General features: G+C 60.5%; 25 protein-coding genes. 12 read left to right on the forward strand and 13 right to left on the reverse strand.

Annotated elements, in window-relative coordinates:
* Positions 1 to 456 precede the first annotated feature (456 nt).
* From G5195_RS05480 to G5195_RS05500, 5 genes are all read right to left on the reverse strand, one after another.
* Complete coding sequence (locus G5195_RS05480) at positions 457 to 1,443, reverse strand: helix-turn-helix transcriptional regulator (RefSeq protein ID WP_005339987.1); 987 nt, start codon at positions 1,441 to 1,443, stop codon at positions 457 to 459.
* 290 nt (positions 1,444 to 1,733) lie between these two features.
* On the reverse strand, positions 1,734 to 2,120 hold the full coding sequence (locus G5195_RS05485; RefSeq protein ID WP_421223065.1) for a SirB2 family protein: 387 nt from the start codon (positions 2,118 to 2,120) through the stop codon (positions 1,734 to 1,736).
* Positions 2,117 to 3,973 (reverse strand): monovalent cation:proton antiporter-2 (CPA2) family protein, encoded by a 1,857-nt coding sequence (locus tag G5195_RS05490; RefSeq protein WP_337073106.1) that lies wholly within the window; start codon positions 3,971 to 3,973, stop codon positions 2,117 to 2,119. The genes G5195_RS05485 and G5195_RS05490 overlap by 4 nt, the downstream gene beginning before the upstream one ends.
* A 67-nt stretch (positions 3,974 to 4,040) precedes the next feature.
* Positions 4,041 to 4,637, reverse strand: a complete 597-nt coding sequence (locus G5195_RS05495) for an NAD(P)H-dependent oxidoreductase (RefSeq protein WP_337073105.1) — start codon at positions 4,635 to 4,637, stop codon at positions 4,041 to 4,043.
* A gap of 101 nt (positions 4,638 to 4,738) precedes the next feature.
* Positions 4,739 to 5,581 carry a LysR family transcriptional regulator gene (locus tag G5195_RS05500; RefSeq protein WP_005342847.1) on the reverse strand — a complete coding sequence of 281 codons (843 nt, stop codon included), beginning with the start codon at positions 5,579 to 5,581 and terminating at the stop codon, positions 4,739 to 4,741.
* Positions 5,582 to 5,723: 142 nt separating this feature from the next.
* Here G5195_RS05500 and G5195_RS05505 point away from each other — a divergent pair, with 142 nt between their 5' ends.
* The 6 genes from G5195_RS05505 to G5195_RS05530 all read left to right on the forward strand — a co-directional run bounded on the left by G5195_RS05505 (position 5,724) and on the right by G5195_RS05530 (position 13,769).
* On the forward strand, positions 5,724 to 6,446 hold the full coding sequence (locus tag G5195_RS05505) for an SDR family oxidoreductase (RefSeq protein ID WP_005348556.1): 723 nt from the start codon (positions 5,724 to 5,726) through the stop codon (positions 6,444 to 6,446).
* 88 nt (positions 6,447 to 6,534) lie between these two features.
* Positions 6,535 to 6,858, forward strand: coding sequence for a hypothetical protein (locus G5195_RS05510; protein WP_279463958.1), 324 nt, complete (start codon positions 6,535 to 6,537; stop codon positions 6,856 to 6,858).
* Positions 6,859 to 6,904: 46 nt separating this feature from the next.
* Positions 6,905 to 7,336 (forward strand): DUF411 domain-containing protein, encoded by a 432-nt coding sequence (locus G5195_RS05515; RefSeq protein WP_005339953.1) that lies wholly within the window; start codon positions 6,905 to 6,907, stop codon positions 7,334 to 7,336.
* A gap of 234 nt (positions 7,337 to 7,570) precedes the next feature.
* The gene (locus G5195_RS05520) at positions 7,571 to 9,724 is read left to right on the forward strand and encodes a S9 family peptidase (protein ID WP_421223069.1); all 2,154 of its coding nucleotides are present in this window, start codon (positions 7,571 to 7,573) and stop codon (positions 9,722 to 9,724) included.
* Between the two features lie 414 nt (positions 9,725 to 10,138).
* Positions 10,139 to 11,110: a TAXI family TRAP transporter solute-binding subunit gene (locus G5195_RS05525; protein WP_204382487.1), complete on the forward strand. Its 972-nt coding sequence runs from the start codon at positions 10,139 to 10,141 to the stop codon at positions 11,108 to 11,110.
* A 103-nt stretch (positions 11,111 to 11,213) separates the two neighbouring features.
* Positions 11,214 to 13,769 carry a TRAP transporter permease gene (locus G5195_RS05530; RefSeq protein ID WP_227341536.1) on the forward strand — a complete coding sequence of 852 codons (2,556 nt, stop codon included), beginning with the start codon at positions 11,214 to 11,216 and terminating at the stop codon, positions 13,767 to 13,769.
* A gap of 75 nt (positions 13,770 to 13,844) precedes the next feature.
* Here G5195_RS05530 and pmbA read toward each other — a convergent pair whose 3' ends face one another.
* Positions 13,845 to 15,188: a metalloprotease PmbA gene (pmbA, locus tag G5195_RS05535; RefSeq protein WP_216952730.1), complete on the reverse strand. Its 1,344-nt coding sequence runs from the start codon at positions 15,186 to 15,188 to the stop codon at positions 13,845 to 13,847.
* A gap of 114 nt (positions 15,189 to 15,302) precedes the next feature.
* Between pmbA and yjgA the strand changes: the two genes are divergently transcribed.
* Positions 15,303 to 15,827: a ribosome biogenesis factor YjgA gene (yjgA, locus tag G5195_RS05540; protein ID WP_005336359.1), complete on the forward strand. Its 525-nt coding sequence runs from the start codon at positions 15,303 to 15,305 to the stop codon at positions 15,825 to 15,827.
* A gap of 392 nt (positions 15,828 to 16,219) precedes the next feature.
* A complete protein-coding gene (locus G5195_RS05545; RefSeq protein ID WP_421223071.1) occupies positions 16,220 to 16,996 on the forward strand; it encodes a gamma-glutamyl-gamma-aminobutyrate hydrolase family protein in 777 nt (258 codons plus the stop codon).
* Positions 16,997 to 16,999: 3 nt separating this feature from the next.
* Here G5195_RS05545 and G5195_RS05550 read toward each other — a convergent pair whose 3' ends face one another.
* The gene (locus tag G5195_RS05550) at positions 17,000 to 17,383 is read right to left on the reverse strand and encodes a hypothetical protein (protein WP_227343122.1); all 384 of its coding nucleotides are present in this window, start codon (positions 17,381 to 17,383) and stop codon (positions 17,000 to 17,002) included.
* 145 nt (positions 17,384 to 17,528) lie between these two features.
* On the opposite strand from G5195_RS05550, the gene G5195_RS05555 reads away from it, so the two are divergent.
* Entirely contained in the window at positions 17,529 to 19,055 is a 1,527-nt protein-coding gene (locus tag G5195_RS05555; protein ID WP_216954494.1) for a mechanosensitive ion channel family protein, read from the forward strand.
* A gap of 45 nt (positions 19,056 to 19,100) precedes the next feature.
* Positions 19,101 to 19,499 carry an STY0301 family protein gene (locus G5195_RS05560; protein ID WP_421205628.1) on the forward strand — a complete coding sequence of 133 codons (399 nt, stop codon included), beginning with the start codon at positions 19,101 to 19,103 and terminating at the stop codon, positions 19,497 to 19,499.
* A 76-nt stretch (positions 19,500 to 19,575) separates the two neighbouring features.
* On the opposite strand, the gene G5195_RS05565 is transcribed toward G5195_RS05560, so the two are convergent.
* The 6 genes from G5195_RS05565 to lptM all read right to left on the reverse strand — a co-directional run bounded on the left by G5195_RS05565 (position 19,576) and on the right by lptM (position 24,536).
* A complete protein-coding gene (locus tag G5195_RS05565; RefSeq protein WP_421223073.1) occupies positions 19,576 to 20,286 on the reverse strand; it encodes an HAD-IA family hydrolase in 711 nt (236 codons plus the stop codon).
* Between the two features lie 32 nt (positions 20,287 to 20,318).
* Positions 20,319 to 21,296, reverse strand: a complete 978-nt coding sequence (xerC, locus tag G5195_RS05570) for a tyrosine recombinase XerC (RefSeq protein ID WP_421205631.1) — start codon at positions 21,294 to 21,296, stop codon at positions 20,319 to 20,321.
* Positions 21,289 to 21,969 (reverse strand): DUF484 family protein, encoded by a 681-nt coding sequence (locus tag G5195_RS05575; RefSeq protein WP_005336370.1) that lies wholly within the window; start codon positions 21,967 to 21,969, stop codon positions 21,289 to 21,291. Before G5195_RS05575 ends, xerC begins: the two co-directional genes overlap by 8 nt.
* Positions 21,970 to 22,060: 91 nt before the next feature.
* Positions 22,061 to 22,891 carry a diaminopimelate epimerase gene (gene dapF / locus G5195_RS05580; protein WP_005336371.1) on the reverse strand — a complete coding sequence of 277 codons (831 nt, stop codon included), beginning with the start codon at positions 22,889 to 22,891 and terminating at the stop codon, positions 22,061 to 22,063.
* Between the two features lie 185 nt (positions 22,892 to 23,076).
* Positions 23,077 to 24,327 carry a diaminopimelate decarboxylase gene (lysA, locus tag G5195_RS05585; RefSeq protein WP_421205633.1) on the reverse strand — a complete coding sequence of 417 codons (1,251 nt, stop codon included), beginning with the start codon at positions 24,325 to 24,327 and terminating at the stop codon, positions 23,077 to 23,079.
* A 32-nt stretch (positions 24,328 to 24,359) separates the two neighbouring features.
* A complete protein-coding gene (lptM, locus tag G5195_RS05590; RefSeq protein WP_019444858.1) occupies positions 24,360 to 24,536 on the reverse strand; it encodes an LPS translocon maturation chaperone LptM in 177 nt (58 codons plus the stop codon).
* Positions 24,537 to 24,609: 73 nt separating this feature from the next.
* On the opposite strand from lptM, the gene cyaY reads away from it, so the two are divergent.
* Positions 24,610 to 24,924 carry an iron donor protein CyaY gene (gene cyaY, locus G5195_RS05595; RefSeq protein ID WP_019444859.1) on the forward strand — a complete coding sequence of 105 codons (315 nt, stop codon included), beginning with the start codon at positions 24,610 to 24,612 and terminating at the stop codon, positions 24,922 to 24,924.
* Complete coding sequence (locus tag G5195_RS05600) at positions 24,921 to 25,574, forward strand: alpha/beta hydrolase (RefSeq protein WP_421223075.1); 654 nt, start codon at positions 24,921 to 24,923, stop codon at positions 25,572 to 25,574. The genes cyaY and G5195_RS05600 overlap by 4 nt, the downstream gene beginning before the upstream one ends.
* Positions 25,575 to 25,610: the final 36 nt, after the last annotated feature.

Below are 25,610 nucleotides of genomic sequence, written 5' to 3' on the forward strand. Positions count from 1 at the left end.
TGATTATCGAGCTCATCCTGAGGTGTTCCTTGTCCACATCCTGCGGACTATTCCATCTTTATGCGCTGCCCTGCATCCTGCCGGACCAGCTCCGTCCTTGTGAGACCAATACTAAGGAAATGCGCCCCCCGAACAAGGGCCATCCGATGATAAAGATCCGATGCAGCTCTCATCCCAAAAAACAAACTTAAAAACTAACCCTTTAATATCAGTTATTTATTTAGTTTCACGGGAAAGTTCGATCATTCTGGCATGGCTTCGCGTACGGCTCAAAGCGCCAGCCTCTTACAGTCGCTATGGCAGATCTCTTACACGGGTTTCGCCCCCAAAAACGGGGCAGGAAAACGGTTCAATCCTGACGTTAAGACTTAAAAATTAGTTGAATAAATATGCTTAAAAAAACCGCAAAAAAAGAGCCGAGACCAGGCTCGACTCTTCAACATTCCAATTTTTTAATCAGCTCAAGCGGTTGGCCGGATTGAGATAGGCCTTGCGCAACGATTCCGGTGCCAGCACCTCCAGTTCACCGCCGATGTTGTTCAACCAGCTGCGAAACTCCGGGGTGTCCTGCACTTCGGTCTCCACCACCACGCTGCGCTTGTCATAGCGGGTCATGCGCGGATTGTTGCCGGGGATCTGGTTATCCACCAGCGACTGGCTGTTGGCATCGATCCGGCCGACGAAGCGGATCGGGCCGCTCACATCCTGATAGCCCTGATCGCGGATCAGCTTCTGGATATTGAAATCCTTCGGCTGGGTGGCGCTGAAGTTGGTCAGCTCCACGTTCTTGATATGGTCAAACGGGATGCCGTAAACCTTGGGATCCAGCTCGGATAGTGTGCAGAGCAGGATCGGCCCGTCCGGCTGATTGAGAATGCCGAGCGGGTTGATACGGTCGTAGCAGAGCCACACGGTGCGCTCTTTGATCACGCGCTGGATCTCGGCACTGAACTTGCGACCACGCCAGAGCGCATCGCGGATCAGGGTGCTGCGACGGATCTCCGGGTTGCCGGCAAACGGGCGCGGTGACTGGTGGACACTCTCCAGCCAGCGTTCGGCCAGTTCACTCTGGCTGTCGCGGATCACCTGGCTCGCCTTGTCGACCAGCGGATTCAATTCAGTCAGTACACTCGCCGGCAACAGTTGGCTCGCCTGATCACTCCAGGTTTTCAGGGCCACCGCCAGCGAGAGCGGCATGATATTGGCAAAGTCGTTGAGGCCGTGGCGCTCGAAGCACCAGCCATGGGGTTTGCTGCGCTCGTCCGAGGTGAGGTCGAACAGTCCCATGCCGGACATCTCCTCCAGGTCCCGTTGCACGGTACGCAGACTGACATGGATGCCTTCCTCTTCCAGTTTTACCTGAAGTTGGCTGGCGGTCAGCTTGTAAGGGCGGTGCGGGATGCAACGCGCCAAGGTCAGTTGTCGTAACAGCTTCTTACTCATGGTGCATGCCTTCACTGGTTTAGCGTTGACTGTATGCTAGTCGCAACTTGCGACAGTCTATGTCGTAAGTTTTGTAGCGACAACTGTCGCCATTTTCATACAAAATTACGTATATATATGATTGATAAGAAAAAATATGAATAAACACAGCTAACTTGACGTTTTCAGACAAGCTAAGCGTATCGAAGAAAACTAAGTGGAGAGGCAGGCTAACATAGAGGGGCGTAGGATTTTTCTGAATCTATTCTTTTGAGATAGCCGGAGGGAGGCAATCCTCCCTCCCAGCCAAATCACGTCAGCCACGACCAGGCTGACTTGGTGATGGCCGCACCGACCATGTAGCCAAACACCGCCAGCGCCGCCACACCGGCCACCAGCTTCTGACCGCGGGCCGGGCGCTTGAGTGCCATGACACCCAGACCGATATAGAGCACCAGTGCAATCAGCTTGGCCATCAGCCAGGGCTGCTGGCCGGGGCTCAGCTGCAAGGTCACCGCCAGCAGCACGCCAAACAGCAGCAGGAAGGTGTCGTTGATATGGGGCAGGATCTTCAGCCACTTCTGCTGCAACCGATCGCTGCCGGCCAGCGCCAGACTCCAGCGATAGATAAAGAGCAGCAGACTGACCAGCGCCAGCGTCATATGCAGGTGTTTGAACATGGGATAATAGGCAATCATTTTGCTTCCTTGTCGTCGTCGGGTAGCCCGCTGTTCCAGTTGTGGGCATGGATACGCTCCTGCCCCTCCTCGTCGTCTTGCAACAGATCGGAGAGGATCTCCCGGTATTGCAGGCTCTTGTTGATATAAGTGTGTTCGTCGTCCAGATAGTTGACCTGCTCACGCAACAGCCAGTTATCGTGCTGCTTGAAGGTCTGCCCCGCCCGCCAGGCCTGGTTGGCCCGAAAACCGAGCTGGGTCAGGGCTTCCACCCCCAGATCGACCGCCGAGCCCAGGGTTTCCCGGTGCACGCTCTCGACCCCGTGGCGCAGGATCTCGTGGGCATGGGGTCGATCCAGCGCTCGCGCCAGGATCTTCAGGTGCGGGAAGTGCTTCTGCACCATCTCGATCACCGCCAGCGAGGTAGCTGGATCGTTGATGGAGAGCACCAGCAGCTTCGCCTTGTGCGCCCCTGCGGCATGGAGCAGATCGATCCGGCTGGCATCGCCATAGAAGACCTGATAGCCATACTTGCGCAGGGTCTCTATCTGGCTAGCATCCTGCTCGAGGATGGTGGTACCGATGCCGTGACCGTGCAGCAGACGCCCCACGATCTGACCGAAGCGGCCGAAGCCCGCGATGATCACCGGATGCTCCACCAGCTCAGGTTGCTCATGCTGCGGTGCGTCGCTCTGGTTACGGTAATCGAACCAGGGCTGGATCACCCGATCGTTGAGGATCAGCAGCAGCGGGGTGAGCGCCATCGAGAGCGCCACCACCAGCGTCAGCAGCGAGATGGTCTCGCCGGGCAGCACCCGGTTCTGGGCGGCAAACGAGAAGAGCACGAAGGCAAACTCGCCCCCCTGCGCGAGCGCCAGCGCGAAGGTCCAGCGTTGACTCGGCGAGATGCGGATGATGAAGCCGAGCGCCATCAACACCAGCCATTTGAGCACCATCAGGCCAACCACCATAGTGGGTATCAGGAAGGGGTGCTCGGCAAACAGTCCGAAGTCGATCCCCGCCCCCACCGACATAAAGAACAGGCCGAGCAGCAAGCCCTTGAACGGCTCTATGTCGGCCTCCAGCTCATGGCGATATTCGCTGTCGGCCAGCACCACCCCGGCGAGGAAGGAGCCAAGTGCAGGCGAAAGCCCCACCGACTCCATCAACACAGCGATAGCGATCACCAGCAGCAGAGCGGCGGCGACGAAGATCTCCCGCATGTGGGACTGGGCGATGGCACGAAACACCGGCCGCATCAGGTAGTGGCCACCCAGCACTATGCCGGAGATGGCCGCGACCACCAGCAGACCATGCTGCCAACCCGCCAGCTCGGAGCCACCATTGCTGGCGACCGGCGCCATGGCCAGCAGCGGCAGCAGCGCCAGGATCGGAATGACCGCAATATCCTGAAACAGCAGCACCGCAAAGGCGGAGCGACCGCTCTCGCTCTGCATCAGCTTGCGCTCCTGCAGGCTCTGCAACACGATGGCGGTGGAAGAGAGCGCCAGAATGAGGCCGATGGCCAGCCCCTGTTGCAGCGGCAGACCGATCAGGTGCGCCACGCCGGTCAGTGCCGCCGTGGTGAGCAGCACCTGCAGGCCGCCGGTGCCGAGGATCGGCCCCTTCAGCTGCCACAAGAGGGCCGGACGCAATTCAAGACCGACCAGAAACAGCATCAGCACCACGCCAAACTCGGCGAAGTGCATCACATCCTTCTGCTCCCCCACCAGCCCCAGCAGAAAGGGGCCTATGATGATCCCCGCCAGCAGGTAGCCGAGCACCGAGCCCAGCCCCCAGCGTTTGGCCAGCGGCACCGCGATAACGGCGGCGGAGAGATAGATAAAGGCATCAAACAGGATCCCGTGGCCCATCAGTCAGCCCTCCGTTTGAACGTCTGAGCCGACTCATAAGCACGGCCAACAAGCGGCCCGTGTTTCATCAGAGCACCTCCAGCAAGTCGCGCAGATAAGGACGCCCGGCCAGCTGCTCCGGGGTCAACTGATCGTCACGCAGGGCGCAGAGCAACTGGCGATAATCCTGACCGCAGCGGCGCAGGGCTGCGGGATCCTTGATCTTGTGGAACGAGTGAAGCACAAAAGGCGGCAGCCAGTTCATGCCGCACAAGGTGGCAGCCTGCTGAAATGGCAGCAGAAAATCGAGCAACGGTCGGCGGTTGTAACCCTCGCTGCAGTAGGACTCCGGCGCCCCGCCGGTGGTGATGGCGCTCAGCCACTGCTTGCCCTTGAGGGCGTGGGCTTCAGGGCCGTAGGCATAGCCATACTCCAGCACCAGATCCATCCACTCTTTCATGATGGCCGGGCAGGAGTACCAGTAAAACGGGTGCTGAAAGACGATGATGTCGTGATCACAGAGCAGCGCCTGCTCCCGCTTCACATCGATGAACATATCGGGATAGTGCTGGTAGAGGTCGTGAACCGTGACCCCCTCCAGCCCCTCAATCGCCTGCAATAGCTGCTTGTTGGCCCGCGAGCTCTGCAGTGCGGGATGGGAAAAAATAACCAGAATGCGTTTCATGACCACATCACCCGAACAAAGCCTTGCGGTGCAAGGCGCGGTAAACAGAAAAGGGGAGTCTGGGGAGCTGCATCGTAAAGGTGCACAGGAGAGCGACCTTATCAGGAAGCACCATAGCCTGCCAACTCGGGTATCAGCTCCCGCAGCGCCGGATTGAGGGTCTGGTGGGCAGGATAGCAGAGCCCGATCCGGCGAAACATCCGCGGCCCGCTCACCGGCAGGGTACAGAGCCCCGCCTCATCCTCCACCAGCCCGTCCGGCAGAAAACTGATGCCGACCCCCGCCAGCACCAGCGCCATCACCAGCCCCTTGCTCTCGGCCTTGGCTACCAGATTGAGGGTAAGCCGGTCACAGGCCAGCAGGCCGATAGTCTGCTGATGGGCTTCGCAGGGCGGGCACTCAATAAAATCATAATGTTGCAGCTCGGCCAGCTCGATCCTTTCGCGACTGGCCAGGGGATGGTCGACCGGCACGCAGAGCACGTAATCCTCCTCCCACAGCGGCAGAAAGATCTCGTCCTCCCGGCGCAAGGCATCCAGCGTCAAGCGGCAGTCGGCGGGTGTGGTGTAGTCGGAGAGGGTGAGATCCAGTTGCGGCAGCACGCCCTGTACTTGCTGCAACAGCCCGGCCACCCGGCGGCGACTCAAGTCCGGCATGATGGCGATATTGAGCCTCGCACGCGTCGCTTTCTGGCGAAACAGCTCCGGCAAACGGCGCGCCTCCTCCACCAGCTTGACCGCGTGGGGATAGAGATAGTGGGCCGGATCTTTCGCCACCACCCCCTTCTTGCCCCGGACAAACAGGCTGTCACCGAGCGCCTCTTCCAGCTGGCGCAGCCCCGCCGAGAGGGAGGGCTGGCTGACGTGGCAGCGCTCGGCCGCCGCCGTGATGTTCTTCTCTTCATAGATGGCGATGAAGAAACGCAGCAATCTCAGGTCCAGCATAAACCAACCATAGTTTTTTCAGATGATAACCAGCGGAAAACAATATTTATCACTTATAGATGCAGTGACTATAGTGATTGGGTTCCGTGCTGGCCAGCCACCTGTTTGCTCAAACCGACTCTTGAATCAGAAGGAAAGACCCATGTCCAAATCTCTCGTCGTGATCACCGGTGCCTCCGCCGGGATCGGTGCCGCCATCGCCCGTGCCTTCTCTGCCGCCGGTCATCCGCTGCTACTGCTGGCCCGCCGGGTCGAGCCGATGCAGGCACTGAACCTGCCCGATACCCTCTGCATCGGGGTCGATGTAACCGACACCGCTGCCATGAAGGCCGCCGTCCAGCAGGCAGAAGCCAAATTTGGCCCGGTCGGCTGCATGGTCAACAACGCCGGTGTCATGCTGCTGGGTCAGGCAGATGTGCAGGATCCCGCCGAGTGGCAGCAGATGCTCAACATCAACGTGATGGGGGTGCTGAACGGCGTCCACGCAGTGCTGGCAGGCATGAAGGAGCGCCGCAGCGGTACCATCATCAACATCAGCTCCATCGCCGGTCGCAAGACCTTCCCGAACCATGCTGCCTACTGCGCCACCAAGTTCGCCGTGCACGCCCTGACCGAGAACATCCGGGAAGAGGTGGCCGATGTCGGCGTGCGGATGGTGACCATAGCCCCGGGTGCGGTGGAGACCGAGCTGCTCAGCCATACCACTGACGAGAGCATCAAGGCCGGTTACCACGACTGGAAAGATCAGATGGGTGGCGTCATTGCGCCGGAAGTGATCGCCGATGCCGTGCTCTACGCCTGGAACCAGCCTGCCAACGTCTGCGTGCGCGAGATCGTGCTGGCGGCGACCCGTCAGCAACCTTAATCCTAGCTGACTGACACCATGGGGAGGGCTTGACCCTCCCCCTGGGCACAGGGTTAACATGTGCCCCTTGTTATTTTCGAGTCATTCCATGGTTCTCACCCGTCGCCAACTCGCTCACGCCCGTCGCTGGCTCCCCTTGTGGAGTCTGGTGCTGGTGTTGATGTCGTTTGGCAGCCGGGCCGCAACCGACCTCTGTACCCTGACTACCCACTGCAGCCAGAGCGAGCGCACCCTGGAAAAGGCGATGCCCTGCGGCAGCTTTACCACCGCCCTCTCGATGACGCTGGTAGGCAGCGACAGCCTGACGGTCGCCGTACTGGAACCGGATACCCCCGACTTCGCCTCCCCCTCTCTCTTTATGCCGGACGCTCCGCGCGAGCGGCTCGAACGTCCCCCACGCACCCAGACCTGAAACGCATCCCGTATCGGGCATCTTTTCTTTCAATCTGAGGTGAGTGATGTACAAACCCCTGTTACTGGCCATGCTGGCCGGTACCGTCAGCTTTTCAGCCCTCGCGGCCGAGAAGATGACCGTCTACAAATCCAAATATTGTGGCTGCTGCCAAAGCTGGAACGAGCATATGGAGCAGAATGGCTTCGAACTGGAAGTTATCGAAACCGAGCAGCTCGGCGCAGTGAAGCAGCAATACGGTATCGCGCCGGAACTGGCTTCTTGCCATACCGGTATCGTAAATGGCTATGTGATCGAGGGGCATGTACCGGCCGCCGATGTGCAGAAGCTGCTCAGGGAAAAACCGGCGATCCGTGGCCTGACCATTCCGGGCATGCCCCAGAGTGCGCCGGGCATGGATATTCCGGGCCATCCCTATGAGGTACTGAGTATCAGCAACGAGGGCGCGACCAACCGCTGGTCGAGCTACCCCGGCTGACGAAAACTGGTCATGAGAGGGCACTCCCATATCATGTGAGGCACACCTGAGCGGACTCTTGCCGCTCATGGCCAGAAAGAGGGCCGCTATCGCGAGATAGCGGCTTTTTTTGATTACATTTCCTGCAATAACAAGGGATTGCTTGCAACCACCGGCAACAAGGGGCAGATTTAACGCCAATTCATGGAGCCGATGCTCAGGTCTACCAACCCTTTCCAGCGCCAAGGATGCGACATGTTTACCTTTTCCCGAGGAGTTCTGCTGCTAGCCTTTCTGACAGTTCTCCCTCCCACTTATGCCAATGAAGAGCCCGCCATGCTGACAAGCGAACATCCAATCCAGCCGCCCGTGGCCGCCAAACATCCCCGCACTCTGAAAAAACACGGGGATACCCGCATCGACAACTACTACTGGCTGCGTGACGACGAGCGGCAGAAGCCCGAGGTATTGGACTATCTCAAGGCCGAGAACGCCTATACCGAGGCCATCCTCAAGCCGACCCAACCCCTGCGCGAACAGCTTTACAAAGAGATGGTCGCCCGCATCCCCCAGCAGGATGAGTCGGTACCCTATGTGAAGAACGGCTACCGCTACCAGACCCGCTATGAGCCGGGCAAGGAGTACGGGATCTATTCGCGCACCAAGCTCGGTGAAGAGCAGGCGAGTCTGCTGCTCGACAGCAACCAGCGGGCAGAAGGGCACGAGTTCTATGCCCTCGGCGCCCTTGAGGTGAGCCGCAACAACCGCTGGCTGGCGGTGGCGGAAGATTTCCTCTCCCGCCGTCAGTACCAGATCCAGTTCCTCGATCTGGAGAGCGGCCAGTGGGCCACCGACAAACTGGAAAATACCTCCGGCAATCTGGTGTGGGCCAACGACAACAAGACCGTCTTCTATGTGCGCAAGCACCCGCAGACCCTGCTGCCCTATCAGGTCTATCGCCACACGCTCGGGACGGATCCGGCCACGGACAAGCTGGTCTACGAGGAGAAGGATGACTCCTTCTACATCAGCCTCTACGCCACCACCTCGGAAGATTTCATCGTCATCGCCCTCTCCAGCACGACTACCGGCGAAGCACGGCTGATCGATGCCAACCAGCCGGAGCACGCCCCCCGCCTGTTCCTGCCCCGTCAGGTGGATCACGAATACAGCCTGGATCACTACCGCGGCCGCTTCTATGTGCGCTCCAACAAGGACGGCAAGAACTTCGGCCTCTACGAGACCAAAGAGAGCCCGGTGGATCGCTGGAAGGCGGTGATTGCCCCCAATCCGGACGTGCTGCTGGAGAGTTACGCCCTGTTCAAGGATTGGCTGGTACTGGAAGAGCGCAACAAGGGGCTGACCCGACTGCGCCAGATCAACTGGCAGAGCGGTGACGAGAAGGAGATCGCCTTCGACGATCCCGCCTATGTCACCTGGCTCGCCTACAACCCGGAGCCGGATACCAGCGCCCTGCGTTATGGCTACTCCTCCATGACCACCCCCGCCTCCACCTATGAGCTGGATATGGCGAGCGGCAAGCGCACCCTGCTCAAGCAGCAACCGGTGGCCGGCTTCAAGGCCGACCAGTACGCCAGCGAGCGGCTCTGGGTAACCGCCCGCGACGGCGTATCGGTGCCGGTGTCGCTGGTCTATCGCAAGGACAAGTTCAAGAAAGAGCAGGCCGATGCGCCCAAGAATCCGCTGCTGGTCTATGGCTATGGATCCTACGGCGCCAGCATGGATCCCGACTTCAGCAGCTCGCGCCTGAGCCTTCTGGACAGAGGCTTTGTCTACGCCATCGCCCATATCCGGGGTGGCGAAGAGCTGGGCCGTCACTGGTACGAAGATGGCAAGTTGCTAAAAAAGCAGAACACCTTCAATGACTTCATCGATGTCACCAAGGCGCTGGTGGAGCAAGGCTACGGTGCCAAGGATCAGGTCTACGCCATGGGCGGCAGCGCCGGTGGTCTGCTGATGGGGGCCGTCATCAATCAGGCGCCCGAACTCTATCGCGGCGTGGTGGCGCAGGTGCCGTTCGTCGATGTGGTCACCACCATGCTGGACGAGTCCATACCCCTTACCACCGGGGAGTATGACGAATGGGGCAACCCGAACCAGAAGCGCTACTACGACTACATGAAGAGCTACAGCCCCTACGATCAGGTGAAGGCGCAAGCCTACCCCAACCTGCTGGTCACCACCGGGCTGCACGACTCGCAAGTGCAGTATTGGGAGCCCGCCAAGTGGGTCGCCAAGCTGCGCGAACTGAAGACAGATGATAACAAGTTGTTACTGAATACCGACATGGACGCCGGCCACGGTGGCAAGTCGGGCCGCTTCAAAGCCTACGAAGATATCGCGCTGGAGTACGCCTTTATCCTGGATCTGGCCACCGCGGCCAACTGATCCAGTATGACCCCGGCCCTTGTCACGCAAGGGCCACATAAGAATCCCACCCTAGTTTTTCCCTCTTCCATTTCCCTTCATATCAAATTAATCTTCGGCTAGAAAATGAATGATCGAGGTCATGTTTCTCAAGATTAAACTCCGTGATTTTGCCATTTCGTTTGATTTATGTTGGGTGAATGTGCTTAATCGGAGTGCTTGCAACTTTTTATTTGGCCCCTCAGGGGCCAATTTATCTTCGACCGACAGGAGGTCGGTAGCCTCACCACAGGATGAGGGTGACCGCCGGAAAAGGGGGCAATCAACTCCCCCGCTTTCGCGCAACGAGAAGAGCGGGCAAGCCCGGCGCAGAACGGGATTGCCATCAATTTATCCGGGGATCGGATAAACAAAATCAAAGAAAAGGGAGAAAAAATGAAAGGATTAACTTTGGCATGCGCCCTGTCGGCGGCTCTGGTCGGTGTTTCATTCGGTGGTCCGGTGCAAGCGCAGGAGCGCTTCGTGACCATAGGCACCGGCGGTCAGACCGGCGTCTACTATGTCGCTGGCCAGTCCATCTGCCGCTTCCTCAATCGCGGCGCCGCCGATCACCAGATCAAGTGCAACGCCCCGGCCAGTGGCGGCGGTGTTGCCAACGTCAACGGCATCCGCAGCGGTGAGTTCAACTTCGGCATCATGCAATCCGACCACCAGTTCAAGGCGATGAAGGGGCTGCCACCGTTCCAGGCCGAAGGGGCCATGGACGATATGCGCGCCGTCTTCTCCCTGCAGAGCGAGGTATTCACCATCCTGGCTCGCCGCGATGCCAAGATCGCCAGCTTCGACGATCTGAAGGGCAAGCGCGTCAACATCGGCAACCCGGGCTCCGGCCAACGTGACACCATGGAAGAGATCATGGCGGTCAAAGGCTGGAAGAAGGGTGACTTCGGTCTGGTCTCCGAGCTGAAACCGGCCGAACAGGCCTCCGCCCTCGGTGACAACAACATCGACGCCATGAGCTACTTCGTCGGTCACCCGAACGGTGCCATTCAGGAAGCCTCCACCACCACAGATGCAGTACTGGTACCTGTGACCGGCGCCGACATCGACAAGCTGCTGGCCGAGAAGAGCTACTACAGCAAAGCCGAGATCCCGGGCGGCATCTACAAGGGCAGCGACAAGCCGACCCCCTCCATCGGTGGCAAAGCGGTGCTCTCCACCAGCGCCAAAACCGATCCGGAAGTGGTCTATCAGCTGGTCAAGTCGGTGTTCGACAACCTGGATCGCTTCAAGCGCCTGCACCCTGCCTTTGCCGACCTGAAAGAGGCCGACATGATCAAGGTGGGTCTCTCTGCACCGCTGCATGAAGGGGCTGCCCGCTACTACAAAGAGCGCGGCTGGATCTGATTGAAGGCCCCGGGGCCTTTGTCACTCTCTTCGACACCCGTCCGCCGCCTGATTGCGGGGGCGGGTGTCGCTCTTGTTGTACTCGTTGGCACAAGTTAACCCTATGCAAGATAAACAACTCTCTACCGAGGAACTGATCGCCCAGGATGTGGGCGCTCGCCTGCCGCTGGGCATCATGGGCTGGCTCATCACCGCGCTGGCGCTGGCCTGGTCCCTGTTCCAGCTCTGGATCGCCTCGCCACTCCCCTTCATGGTGGGGTTTGGCGTACTCAATGACACCGAAACCCGCTCCATTCACCTCACCTTCGCCCTGTTGCTGGCTTTTCTGGTGTTCCCGGCATTTCGCTCCTCGCCGCGGGATCGGGTTCCCCTCGGCGATATCGCCCTCGGTCTGATCGCTGCTGGCGCCGCCTCTTACCTGTTCGTGATGTATGAAGCACTGGCGCTGCGTCCCGGCACCCTCACCACCGCCGATCTGGTGACCGCCTGCATCGGCATTCCGCTGCTGCTGGAAGCGGCGCGCCGCGCCCTGGGGCCGGCACTGGCGGTCATCGCCATCGTCTTTCTGATCTACAGTCTGGCGGGCCCCTGGATGCCGGGACTGCTGGCACACCGCGGGGTAGGTTTCACCGCGCTGGCCAACCACCAGTGGATCACCACCGAAGGGGTGTTTGGCATTGCCCTTGGCGTCTCCACCAGCTTCGTGTTCCTGTTCGTGCTGTTCGGCGCCCTGCTGGAACGGGCCGGTGCCGGTCACTACTTTATCCAGCTCGCCTTCAGCCTGCTCGGCCACCTGCGCGGCGGCCCCGCCAAGGCGGCAGTGGTCGCCTCCGGCCTGACCGGTCTGATTTCCGGCTCGTCGATTGCCAACGTGGTGACCACCGGTACCTTCACCATCCCGATGATGAAGAAGGTGGGCTTCAGTTCAGAGAAAGCGGGGGCGGTGGAAGTAGCCTCCTCGGTCAACGGCCAGATCATGCCACCCGTGATGGGGGCTGCGGCTTTCCTGATGGTCGAATACGTGGGCATCCCCTATGTGGAGATCATCAAGCACGCCTTCCTGCCTGCCACCATCTCCTACATAGCGCTGCTCTACATCGTCCATCTGGAGGCGCTGAAACTGGGCATGCAGCCCATCGGCAACCATCAACCCAAACCCTGGCTGCGTCGCCTGACCGGTTTTGCCTTTGGCGCGGCCCTCATCAGCGGCCTGTCACTGGCGGTCTACTATGGCCTCGGCTGGCTCAAACCTGCACTGGGTGACTACGCCCTGCCGGGGATCTCGGTACTGCTGGCTGCCACCTATGTGGCCCTGTTGAAGATCGCCGCCAGCAATGAACCGCTGCCTGCCGAAGATCCCGACAAGCCGCTCACCGAATTGCCCAACACCCGCGCCGTGCTGCTCTCCGGCCTGCACTTCCTGCTGCCGGTGGTGGTACTGGTGTGGTGCCTGATGGTGGAGCGGCTCTCGCCGGGGCTGTCGGCCTTCTGGGGGACCGTGATGCTGGTGATCATCCTGCTGACCCAGCGCCCGCTGCTCAACTGGCTGCGCAAGGACGGCAAGCACGACTACGGCACCGTCGCTGACGGCGTGGTGGATCTGCGGGAAGGGCTGGTCGCCGGTGCCCGCAACATGATCGGTATCGGCATTGCCACCGCCACCGCGGGGATTATCGTGGGTGCGGTCTCCCAGACCGGGGTCGGTCTGGTGCTGGCGGATCTGGTGGAGTTCCTCTCCATGGGCAACCTGCTGCTGATGCTGCTGCTCACCGCCCTGTTGAGCCTGATCCTCGGCATGGGGCTGCCCACCACTGCCAACTACATCGTGGTGTCCAGCCTGCTGGCACCAGTGGTGGTGACGCTGGGGCAGCAAAACGGGCTGATCGTGCCGCTTATCGCAGTGCACCTGTTCGTATTCTACTTCGGCATCATGGCGGATGTGACGCCGCCGGTGGGACTGGCCTCCTTCGCGGCAGCGGCTGTCTCCAAGGGCGACCCCATCAAGACCGGGATCACGGCGTTTTACTACAGCCTGCGTACCGCAGCGCTGCCGTTCCTGTTTATCTTCAACACCGATCTGCTGCTGATCGACGTGGACTTCGCCCACGGGGTGCTGATCTTCATCGTGGCGACCATCGCCATGCTGATCTTCGCCGCCGCCACTCAGGGCTGGTTCCTGGTGAAGAGCCGCTGGTACGAGAGCGTGCTGCTGTTGCTGGTCGCCTTTACCCTGTTCCGCCCGGGTTTCTGGATGGACATGGTGCACGACCCCTATCGCGAGACCCCGCCTGCCCAGCTGGCCCAAACCATGGGTGAAGTGGAGGCGGAGAGCACCCTGCGGCTGCGGATCCTCGGTGAAGATGCAGTGGGCAAGCCACGCAAGTTCACCCTGCTGGTCGCCGTACCGGATGGGGCAAATGGCGAAGAGCGGCTGGCCAATCTGGGGCTGAGCCTCTATGAGCAAGATGGCAAAACGCTGATCGACAACGTCGCCTTTGGCAGCCCGGCCGCCACCATGGGGCTGGAGTTCGATCAGGAGATCCTCACCGTCAAGGCGCCCACCGATCGCTGGCGCAAGGAGTGGATGTGGATCCCGGGCTTCCTGCTGTTCGGGGTGATCGTCTGGCTGCAGCGTCGCCGCAGCGTCAAGGCCGGTTAATCCGCCAGGCAAATAAGACAGAGGGCCGCGATTGCGGCCCTCTTTTTATGGATATCGATCTCGCTGCAGCGGCGATCAGTGACCCGCCAGCTTCATATTCTCTACCAGCACCGAGCCGGTCTTGAGACTGGAGCGCTCATCCTCGTCACGGCCCACCGCCACGATGTGGCTGAACATCTCGGCCAGATTGCCGGCGATGGTGATCTCCTCGACCGGATAGGCTATCTCGCCATTCTCGACCCAGAAACCGGCGGCGCCGCGGGAGTAGTCGCCATTGACGATATTGACCCCCTGCCCCATCAGCTCGGTCACCAACAGGCCGGTGCCCATCTCTTTCAGCATGCCCTGAAAATCCTGGCCGGTATTGGAAACCTGCCAGTTGTGGATGCCACCAGCGTGACCCGTGGTGGTCAACCCCAGCTTGCGAGCGGAGTAGGAGGTAAGCAGCCAGCTCATCAGCTCGCCGTTACGGATGATATCCATATCGCAGGTACGCACCCCTTCCCCATCAAACGGAGTACTGGCGAGCCCGCCCAGCAGGTGAGGGAACTCCTGAATGGTGAGCCACTCTGGCAGGATCTGCTTGCCCAACTTGTCGAGCAGGAAGCTCGACTTGCGATAGAGGTTGCCCCCGCTGATGGCCATTACCAGATGGCCCCACAGGCCGGAGGCAGTATCGGGGTGGAACAGCACAGGGGCATGGCGGGTAGAAATCTTGCGGGCGCCGAGACGGGAGACGGTACGCTCCACCGCCTCGTCGGCGATGCGCTGCGCGCTCCAGAGCCCGTCGAGGGAACGGCTGGAGGAGTAGCCGTAATCCCGCTGCATGTCGCCATCCTGCTCGCCGATCAGCACGCAGCTAAGGGAGTTACGCGACGCCGCGTAGCCTTTGACGAAGCCGTGGCTGTTACCATAGACCTTGATGCCAAGATGGCTGGAGAAACCGGCACCGTCGGAGTGCTTGATACGGATATCGCGACCCAGAGCGAGTCGTTCGCACTCGATGGCCAGATCGATGCCGCGCTGGGGATCCAGCTCGATTTGGTGACACAGTTGCAGGTCGGGGGCATCCCAGGCCAGCAGCTCGGCGTCCGCCAGACCGGCGCAATCATCCGCCGAGGTGTGGCGGGCAATCTCGATGGCCGCTTCAACGGCGGCACGAATGGCGGGTTTGCTCAGATCGGTGGTCGAGGAAGATCCCTTGCAACCATCGCGATAGACGGCGATGCCGAGGGCGCCATCCTTATTGAATTCAATGCTTTCTAGTTCACAACCCCGGGTGTTCACCGACAACCCGGTCTGCTTGCTGATGGAGACTTCGGCCAGCGAGGCGCCCAGTCCTTTGGCTATCTCCAGGGCTTCGGCAACCACGGCCTCGAGATGGGCTTGATCCTGGCGGATTTGGTCTTGCTGATCCATAACTCACATCTGTATGAAAGAAGGAAAGGGGGGTAAGCATATCAGACCCCTGCGCCCAGCGGGAGAAGCTGGTAACATATCCGCCAAACGTGAATGACAGGAATCAAGAGACCGATGAGTCAATATCAAGACGACAACGAGTTCGAAGACTGGGGCCCCAGCAAGAGCCAGCTCAAGCGCGATGCCGAAGCATTGCAGAAAATGGGGGAAGAGATCGTCTCCCTCAGCCACAGCGAGCTGGAAAAAATCCCGTTGGATGAAGAGCTTGCAGAAGCTGTCGAGCTGGGTCGCAAACTCAAGCCGAAGAAGGATGAGTCCTTCCGTCGCCATCTGCAGTTCATCGGCCGCCTGATGCGCAGCCGCGATATCGAGCCGATTGCCGAAGCGCTCTCCATCATCAAGAACCGTCACTCCACCGTGAATGCGCGCCTGCATCGCCTGGAGCAGTGGCGCGAGCGCCTGATCACCGAAGGTGACAGCGCCCTCAACGAGCTGATGTCCCAGTTCCACGAACTGGATCGCCAGAAGCTGCGCCAGCTGATCCGCTCCGCCAACAAGGAGCGGGAGCTGAACAAGCCGCCGGTCGCCTACCGCGAGATGTACCAGTATCTGCGCGGCGAGATCGAAGACCTGCTGTGATCCCCGAAACACGCCTCCCCTCGCGGAGGCGTGTTTATCTTGATGCCTTTTCCCCTACCCCCTCCCTGTGCGTTTAATATATCCACCACTCTGGTGTTCTTGGCATACATCCCTATCCGTTTTTCCCAGTAAAATCGGCACTAAAGAACCATTCAAAACTATGGCATTAACAATCTTGCATCATTTTGTTTGACATATTGAACAGCCTTGGCAGACTGGGGAGAGGATCCAGGCTGTCGCTGCCGAGGCTGACCGACGATTCGATTCTGCCACCCGGTAAGACGCGGGATCCCATGACCATACCTTGAGGCATGCCCTTGCCCAGCCGATGTGCAAGGGTCTGCCCAAGGTGCAGGATGAGACTTCAACGCCAGGGATAATCAGGGTGTTCTATGCCAAATTCCATACTCGTCACCAACCGTAAACCCGTCGTGCTGATGACCATGGGGGCCCAGCCCCGCAACGGCCACGCCTATCAGGTAATGACCCACAAATACATCATGCCGCTGGTCGAGATCAGTGGCTGTGTCCCGCTGCTGGTGCCCACCTGCTGTGGCACCGCCGATCTGAAGCAGTATCTGGATCTGGCTGACGGCATCTATCTGAGCGGCGCCGGCTCCAACATCGATCCGGCGCTTTACGGACAGGAGAACCTCACCCCGGAGAAACAGCAGGACAGGGATCGCGACCTGTTCGATCTGCCCCTCATTAAGGGAGCCCTCGCCCGTGGCTTGCCGATCCTCGGGATCTGTCGCGGCATGCAGGAGATCAACGTGGCACTGGGCGGCGATATCCACCAGAAGGTCTACACCGAACCGGGTTATGACGATCATCGGGAAGATGCCGACGATCCGGTCGACGAACAGTATGGGCCAAGCCATCAGATTGAGCTGCTGCCGGGCAGCTGGTTTGCCGAACTGATGGGGGCTGAACAGATACCGGTCAACTCCCTGCATGGACAGGGGCTAAACCGTCTTGGTGATGGCCTAGAGCCGCTGGCCCATGCCGAAGATGGACTGGTCGAGGCCATCCATGCCCCTACCCTCTCCCCTTTCCTGCTGGCAGTACAGTGGCACCCGGAGTGGAAAGCCAGCGAGAATCCTCACTCCATCAAGATCTTCCAGGCCTTTGGTGACGCCTGCCGACGCCGTCAGAGAGATAATCGTTAACGCTTATTCACCAAATCCTCGCGCCTTGAGCTTGGGCAATCCGCCCCGCTCGGGGCGCAGGGTACGGCAAATATCCATCCCCTTGAGCCCACGCTGGATATGATCAGGCGAATGGCCAAACACCATGCCGTTGCTGCGGTAGAGGTTGTTGTCATCCAGCTCGAACTTCTCGCCGCCGATCAGCAACTGCTCGCGGCCATTGACCGTATCACCCCGTTTGATGGGCACCTTCATATCGCTCAGCACCTCGCCGGTGGCACACCCCTCGCGCCAGCGCGCCTCGCTGGAGAAGGGGGTAATAGCTATTTCACGCCAGGAGCCATCCCGGAATTCGACCCGATACTTCTCGACCAGCAGATCGCAGCCAGCCAGTGGCAACAGGGCCATCAAACAGATGATTTTCTTTGAAAATTTCACTCAATCGCACTCCTTTGCCCGGTTCTGCACAGGATAAATAAATTGCTGCCCCAACGCACCATTTCCCCGTGCCGGAACGGCTATGCTGGAAATAAAACCATCACAAGGGGCCGTCATGTTCAGCGACAACCTCACTGCGCTACCCACACTGATATGGATCCGCGAACACCCGTTCTGGACCCTGCTCACACTCTCTCTGATGCTGCTCCACTTCTGGCGCCGCCCCGGGCAACGACGGGAGCTGCTCTCCGAGCTCAGCTTCGTGATGATAAGCACTGTCGTGATCCTGCTGATCCAGTTGGAAGGGGGCTGGTTCAAACTGCCGCTGCCCCATCAATTGCTGATCGAGATCTCCACCCTGCTGGCGGGCCTGATATTGGTAAAAGTGTGGGGGATACTGCTGTTCGAATTTCTTCTGCCCCTCTGCCAGATCCGCATCCCGCGGATCATCGCCGACATCGTCATCACCATCGGCTATATCGGCTGGGGTCTGTTTCGCCTCTACGCCTCCGGCATGGCGCTCGGGGAGATAGTCACCACCTCGGCGGTGATCACCGCGGTCATCGCCTTCGCCATGCAGGATACTTTGGGCAACCTGCTGGCCGGGGTCTCCATCCAGCTCGACAACTCCATCGCCATCGGGGACTGGCTGCAAGTAGACACCACCCAGGGCCGGGTGGTGGAGATCAACTGGCGTGCCACCACCATCGAGACCCGCAACTGGGAGACCGTCGTCATCCCCAACAGCCATCTGCTCAAACAGCGCTTCACCGTGCTCGGGCGTCGCCGTGGCGAGCCGCTGCAGTGGCGACGCTGGGTCTGGTTCGATCTGACCCTGGATACCCTGCCGACCCAGATCATCGCCCTGATCGAGAAATCCCTGCGAGAGACCAAGCTCCCCTGCGTCGCCAAGCATCCCCAACCGGACTGTCTGCTGATGAATGTCGAGGGGGGGATTGCCCGCTATGCAGTGCGCTACTGGCTGACCGATCTGGCTCGCGATGATCCGACCGACTCCATGGTACGCAGCCTGATCGATGCCGCCCTGCGTCGCAACGATCGCCGCCTTACCCCACCGATCTTCAATGTCTTTATGGCCAAGGAGAAGCAGCACCTGGATGCCCGCCACAAACGCCACACGGTCGAACGCACCGCGACCCTGCGCAAGTTACCTCTGTTTGCCATGTTGCAGGAGGATGAGTTGATCAGACTGGCGGACCAGGTGAAGTTTGCCCCCTTTGTCAGCGGTGACATCATGCTTGAGCAGGGAGAGGTCTCCAACTGGCTGTTCGTACTGGTCAAAGGGGAAGCCGAGATGCTGATTAATCTGGAAGGGAAAGAGTTGAAACTCGGCACTCTCGGCGCAGGTGACTTCTTCGGGGAACTGAGCCTGCTCACCGGTGAACCCAGTACCTTCACCGTGCGGGCGGTAGCCACCGTCGAAACCTATCGCATCAATCAGAGCATGTTCCAGGAGCTGGTCGCCCAACGCGAGTCACTGGTCGAGCCCCTCTACCGGGTGCTGAGTGACCGTCAACAAGAGCAACAGGCACTGCTGGAACGAGAGGCGGAGTCAATGAAACGGCCACCACAACAGCTTGATCTGCTTGATAAACTGATGAAGCTGTTCGGCGGCAGATGACGTAGCATGGCATCTTGTTGAGGACGTGAAGAGAGAACAGCAGCCATGTTACTGACAACCCTGGCCCTTGCCACCAGCCTGCAATTTGATTGTCCCGCCACCATCGAGACTCGCCAGCGGCTGCTGACCCCGCAGCAGGGCTGGCAGGCGTTCACCCGCAATGACGATGGCAAACCGGACGAAACCCTCAGTCACCGGCTCGATAATCTGGCCCTGTTCGATGGAGATCCTGCCGAACTGGCCCAACTCAAACCGGATAATGGCGACAGCGACGAGCTCCACTACTGGAGCCAGCTCGATAGCAGCCTGCGCCCGCTCTATCTGGTCTGCCGCTATCAGAACAGCGCCATCACCCTGCAGCAGGCGCTGCCCGTCGGCATCAGCTACTGCCGCGTCAACCAGCGCGATCGCAACACCCTGCTCGGGTTGATTTGTCGCAAATAGCGGGCGTAACCCCTTGCCATATATCGCTATTCGCTGACAGCCATTACCGCCTGAGCGTGGCCACCCGCCAGCGCCATCAGAGCAGCAGCTCGGCCAGCTCCTCCAGTGCCGTCAGCTCCACGTCCGGCAACAGTTGCAGCTGTTGCCACGGTTGCTGCCGTTCGTTGAGCCAGGCGGCGCGAAAGCCATGCAGACGGGCACCCAGTACATCGGTCTCGGGATGATCCCCCACATGGAGGATCCGCTGCGCAGGCAGCTTGAGGGCACTGCGGGTCTGCTCAAACATATCCGGCGCCGGTTTCATCCTGGCGCCCGCCCCCGCCTTGCAGACCAGCGTGAAGTAGCGATCCAGCCCGGCCTGAAGCAGATCCAGATTGCCGTTGGTGATGACCACCAGCGGGTAGCGTTCGGCCAATCTGGCCAGCAGCTGATGAGTGGACTCGCTCACATCGATCTTCGAGCGCTCTGCCAGAAACGCAGCAAAGACCTGCTCCGCCTCGCGACTGGCCTGCTGGTCGGCCATCCCCCCCTCGACCATGGCGGCGCGGATGGTCTGCTGGCGCGCCAGGCTGACATCGTGGCGCAGCCCGGGGTTGGCCAGCAACACAGCGCGTTTTAGCTCCAGCCAGCGTGGCTTGTCGAGCATGGCTGTCGCCAGATATTCGCTGCGCAGATGGCTCAACATCCACTGCTCGGCCCGCACGATGGCGGGGCCGTTGTCATAGAGGGTGTCATCGAGGTCAAACGAGATGGCAGCAACCGGCTGCCAGCGGCGATAGAAGTGCATGGACTATCCTCTGCAACGGGGCTCAGGGCCCGTTATTCATCGTCCTGCGCATCCGGGTCACGCTTGGCCCTGGGGTGGGCGCTGTCGTAAACCTTGGCCAGATGCTGGAAGTCGAGGTGGGTATAGATCTGGGTGGTGGAGAGGTCGGCATGTCCCAGCAGCTCCTGAACCGCCCGGAGATCGCCGGAAGACTCCAGCATATGGGTGGCGAAGCTGTGGCGCAGCTTGTGGGGATGGACGTGGGAGTTAAGCGCCTGCTTGTTGCCCCAGCCATCGAGGCGGGCCTGCACCGAGCGCGCCGACAGCCGCTGCTTGCGGTTGGAGACAAACAGCGCCTCGCTCTCATCCCCGGCCAGCAGCGGGCGCACCTTGAGCCACTTCTGCAGCCACTCGACCGCCATCCGGCCGATGGGCAGCACCCGCTCCCGCGAGCCCTTGCCGGTCACCTTGAGCTGGCGGTCGTCGAGCTTCAGATCCACCAGATTGATCCCCACCAGCTCGGCCAGACGCAGCCCTGAAGAGTACATCAGCTCCATGATGGCGCGATCCCGCACCGCCAGCGGATCCTGCTCGTCGGTAATGTTGAGCAGCTGGTGCATCTCGTCCACATCGAGGTTTTTCGGCAGCGGCCGCCCCTGTTTGGGGGTGACGATACCGCGAGCCGGATTGGCGGTGAGCCGCCCCTGCCGCACCTGCCAGTCGCAAAAGCTGCGCAGGGCCGAGACCTTGGTGGAAAGGGAACGAGGAGCAAGGCCCCCCTTGTGCATCCGGGTCACCAGAGTGCGCACCTGACTCGCCTCGAGCCGACCCCAATCAGTGAGCCCGAGGGCCACCAGCTCGGCGGTCATCGCCTCCAGATGGGCTTGATAGTTATTGCGGGTATGAGGGCTGAGCTGACGCTCGACCCTCAGGTATTCGATAAAGGCCGCCAGCTCGTCCGCCAGTGCCGCAGGCAGTGGCGGTGCGATGACGGGTGCTTTGGCAGGCGCCTTGGCCGGTGTTCTAGCCATGAGTCAACTCGGGCAGACGCAGTTGCAGCAGGCGCCCCAGTTGGCCCAGCAGCAGGGTGTCGTTGTGGGGAGTAAAGTGGCCGGGATCCGAGCTGGCGAAGGCCAGCACACCGAGATCGCCGAGCCGCATCAGGGCCACCGAGTTGACCAGCACATCATGGCCAAACAGCGCCTGCTTCTCGCTCTGGCTCAGGCGGCCAAAGTAGTAATCCTGCCCCGGCAGACGCTGACCCAGCAGGGATTCGAGCTGCTTGCCCTGCGCCAGAAAGCGCTGCTCGGGCCCGCTCAGGGCAAACTTCTTGGGATTGAGCCAGAGCCGCAGCCCGGTCAGGCGCAGCCGCTGGACAAAGGCCTTGCCCATCACGGCACTTACCTCGAACAGGGTCTGGCAGCCGTACAGCTCGCCGTAGAGATCGGCATAGACCCGGAAGATCCGCTCGTTTTCGCTGGCGATCCCCATCAATTCGGTGATCTCCTGCTCCAGCTGTTCGATCCGCTCGCGCTGACGCTCCAGCTGGCGCTCGACCAGCGAGACCGACCCTTTGCGTTCATGGGGAATGCGGATCCGGTCCAGCACGGCGGCATGGCGTTGGAAAAACTCGGGATAACGGGCCAGGTACTCCAGCACAGTGGCTTCATCCACCGATTGCTCCTGCCGTTTGAGTTCGCTCATAAATTGGTTGATCCATCAGAGAAATGGGGCTCGCTGCCCCGACATCATGGGCAAAGGGGGCCAGCGCCCCCCGTACCTGAACCTTTATCGGCTAAACCTCTATCTGGCCGTCAAACACATGCTCGGCGGGGCCTGTCATGTAGACCGGCTGGCCCGGCCCCTTCCAGGCGATGGTCAGCTTGCCGCCCGGCAGACTGACGGTGACCCGCTCCTTGAGCTTGCCCTGACTGATGCCAATCACCGCCGCCGCACAGGCACCGGTGCCGCAGGCCAGGGTCTCGCCACAGCCCCGCTCGAATACACGCAGTTTGATCTCGGTGGCGTTGACCATCTCCATGAAGCCGACGTTGACCCGCTCGGGAAAACGCTCGTGGCGCTCCATGATGGCACCCAGCGTTTCGACCGGCGCATCGGCGACCGAAGGCACTTCGATGACGCAGTGGGGATTGCCCATGGAGACCACGCCACACATCACGGTATGCTCCTGCGCCCGCAACAGATAGGTTTTCTCTGCCTTCTGGGCCCGGAACGGGATCTTGCCCGGCTCAAACTGGGGAACACCCATGTTGACCGTGACCTGGTTCTCCCCCTCCAGCTGCAACACGATGCGACCCCGGGCGGTGCTGACCGCGATGCGATCCCGGTTTATCAGCCCCTTGAGACGCACGAAACGGGCAAAACAGCGGGCACCGTTGCCACACTGCTCCACCTCGCTGCCATCGGCATTGAAAATGCGATAGTGAAAGTCGAGTTCAGGGTCATAGGGCGGCTCCACCAGCAGCAGCTGGTCAAAGCCGATCCCGAAGTGGCGATCTGCCAGCTTCTTGATGACGTCATTGCTGAAAAATACCTTCTGGGTGACGCCATCCACCACCATGAAGTCGTTGCCCAAGCCATGCATCTTGGAAAAATCTATCAACATCGTGCATTCCTGTGCTGTTAGGGCTGTAAAAATTCACCGAACCAAGGGTCGCTAAACGCCATGAAGTAGTTGTCCAAAGCCCCATGCATCCTGGAACAATCTGTCAACATCGTGCATTCCTGTGCTGTTAGGGCTGTAAAAACTCACCGTCAACCGTTATGAAATCATTGTCCCAGCCTGCGCCATCAGGGCAGCAGGTGCTCACCGCGCCAGAGATCGGCCAACTGCTCACGCTCGCGGATCAGGTGCGCCTTGGCACCATCCACCAGCACTTCGGCTGCGCGCGGACGGGTGTTGTAGTTGGATGACATGGTAAAGCCGTAGGCTCCGGCCGAACGCACCGCCAGCAGGGAGCCCTCGGCAATGGCCAGGGTGCGCTCCTTGCCGAGGAAGTCGCCGGTCTCGCACACCGGGCCCACCACGTCATAGAGCGCGGGAGCATGGCCGGCACGGCTATCCACCTCGATGATGTTCATCCAGGCGCCGTAGAGCGAAGGGCGCAGCATGTCGTTCATGCCGGCATCGATCAGCGCGAAGTTGCGGGTCTCGCCCGGCTTCAGGTACTCGACCCGGGTCAGCAGCACGCCGGCATTGGCGACGATGGCGCGGCCCGGCTCGAACAGCAGGGTCAGATCCCGGCCCGCCAGCTTCTGCTTCAGCGCTTCGGCGTACTCGGTCGGATGGGGCGGCTGCTCGGAACCGTAGTTGACCCCCAGACCCCCCCCCACGTCCAGATGATGGATATGAATGCCTTCCGCTGCCAGACCGTCGATCAGCCGCAGCAACTTGTCAGCCGCTTCCATAAAGGGATTCAATTCAGTGAGTTGCGAGCCGATATGGCAATCCACCCCGACGATCTCGATGTTCGCCATCGCGGCCGCCTTGCGATAGATGGCTGGCGCCAGCTCGATGGGAATGCCGAACTTGTTCTGCTTGAGGCCGGTGGATATATAGGGGTGAGTACCGGCATCGATATCCGGATTGACCCGCACCGAGACGCGAGCCTTCTTGCCCATGCTGCCCGCCACCCGATTGAGGCGCTCCAGCTCGGCTTCCGACTCCAGATTGAAGCAGAGGATCTCTTTATCCAGCGCGAGGCGCATCTCCGCTTCACTCTTGGCGACCCCGGAGAAGACCACTTTGGCCGGATCACCGCCCGCCGCCAGTACCCGCGACAGCTCGCCACCGGAGACGATGTCAAACCCCGAGCCCAGACGGGCCAGCAGGTTGAGCAGCGCCAGGTTAGAGTTGGCCTTCACCGCATAGCAGATCAGATGGGGAATATCGCCAGCGGCCTTGTCGAAGGCGTGCCAGTGGCGCTCGAGGGTCGCACGGGAGTAGACGTAAAGCGGGGTACCGTACTGCTCGGCAAGCTGTTGCAGCGGGGTTTGCTCGGCCTGAAGCTGGCCGTCGGCGTCGTAGTTAAAGTGATCCAAGGGGGCGGTTCCTTCCTAGAATGGGTGCGGCATTAGTGCGGCGCGGCCTCGGTGGCAGCCTCAGTGGTCGCAGGCGGCGCTGCTTGCGGTGTACTCTGGCTCTGTGGCTGCTCGGGGGGCGGCATATAGAGCGGCCCCTTCAGACCGCACGCGGCCAACCCGAGGGACAGAAGAGTGGCAAGCAGACACTTGGTGAACTGGGTGATCATAATGGTTCGCTGCGAAAAAATTTTTGGCCCTCTATAATCGCACTCACATTGTTAAAAGCAACAGGATAAACCGATGAAGGATCACGAGTATCACGCCCTGACCGACGCCTTTTTCCAATATGTGGAAGACACGCTCGACGAGGGGTATCCGGATATCGACTGCGAACGCAGCGGCGGCGTATTGACCCTCTCTTTCGAGAACAAGACCAAGGTCATCATCAACAAGCAGGAGCCACTGCACCAGATTTGGGTCGCCACCCGCGAGAACGGCTTCCACTTCGAACTGCAGGGTGACACCTGGATCGACAACCGCTTCGGCCACGAGCTCAAGGCGCTGTTAAGCCAATCCTGCACCGCCCAGGCGGGCGAAGAGGTAGTGTTCCCATGATCGACCTGCACCCGCAGGGCGCCCGTCATGCGGTGATCTGGCTGCATGGGCTGGGTGATTCCGGCGCCGGTCTCGCCCCGCTGGTGGACGCGCTGGATCTGCCCGCCGAGCTGCCGGTGCGTCACCTGCTGCCGGATGCCCCCGAGCGCCCCATCACCATCAACATGGGCTACAAGATGCGCGGCTGGTACGACATCAAGAGCTTCGAGGATCCCGCCGAGCGGGCCGTGGAGTCCCATGTCCGTGAATCAGCCGACCAGATTGCCGCATTGCTGGATCAGCTGGTGGCCGACGGGTTTGCCCCCGAGCATATCGTGCTGGCAGGCTTCTCACAGGGCGGGGTAATTGCCTCCTTCACCGCGCTGCGCTATCAGGCTACGCTGGCGGGCTTGCTCTGCATGTCCACCTATCTGGCTGCCCCCGACAAGCTGCTCGGCGAGATGAGCGAGGCTGCTCGCGCCCTGCCCATCTGCTACATGCACGGCATCTACGACGATGTGGTGAGCCTGTCGCTCGGTTGGGATGCCAAGAACCGGCTGGAAAGCGCCGGGCTCGACCCCGAGTGGCACGAGTACCCGATGCGTCACGAGATCTGCCGTCCGCAGCTCGGCGACATTCGCAGCTGGCTGCTGGCCCGCCTCGGCGCCTGAGCAACCGCAAAAGCAAACGGCCTGCATCTGCAGGCC

Source organism: Aeromonas sp. 601039, from assembly GCF_049174415.1.
In the GTDB taxonomy this organism is placed as follows: domain Bacteria; phylum Pseudomonadota; class Gammaproteobacteria; order Enterobacterales; family Aeromonadaceae; genus Aeromonas; species Aeromonas veronii_A.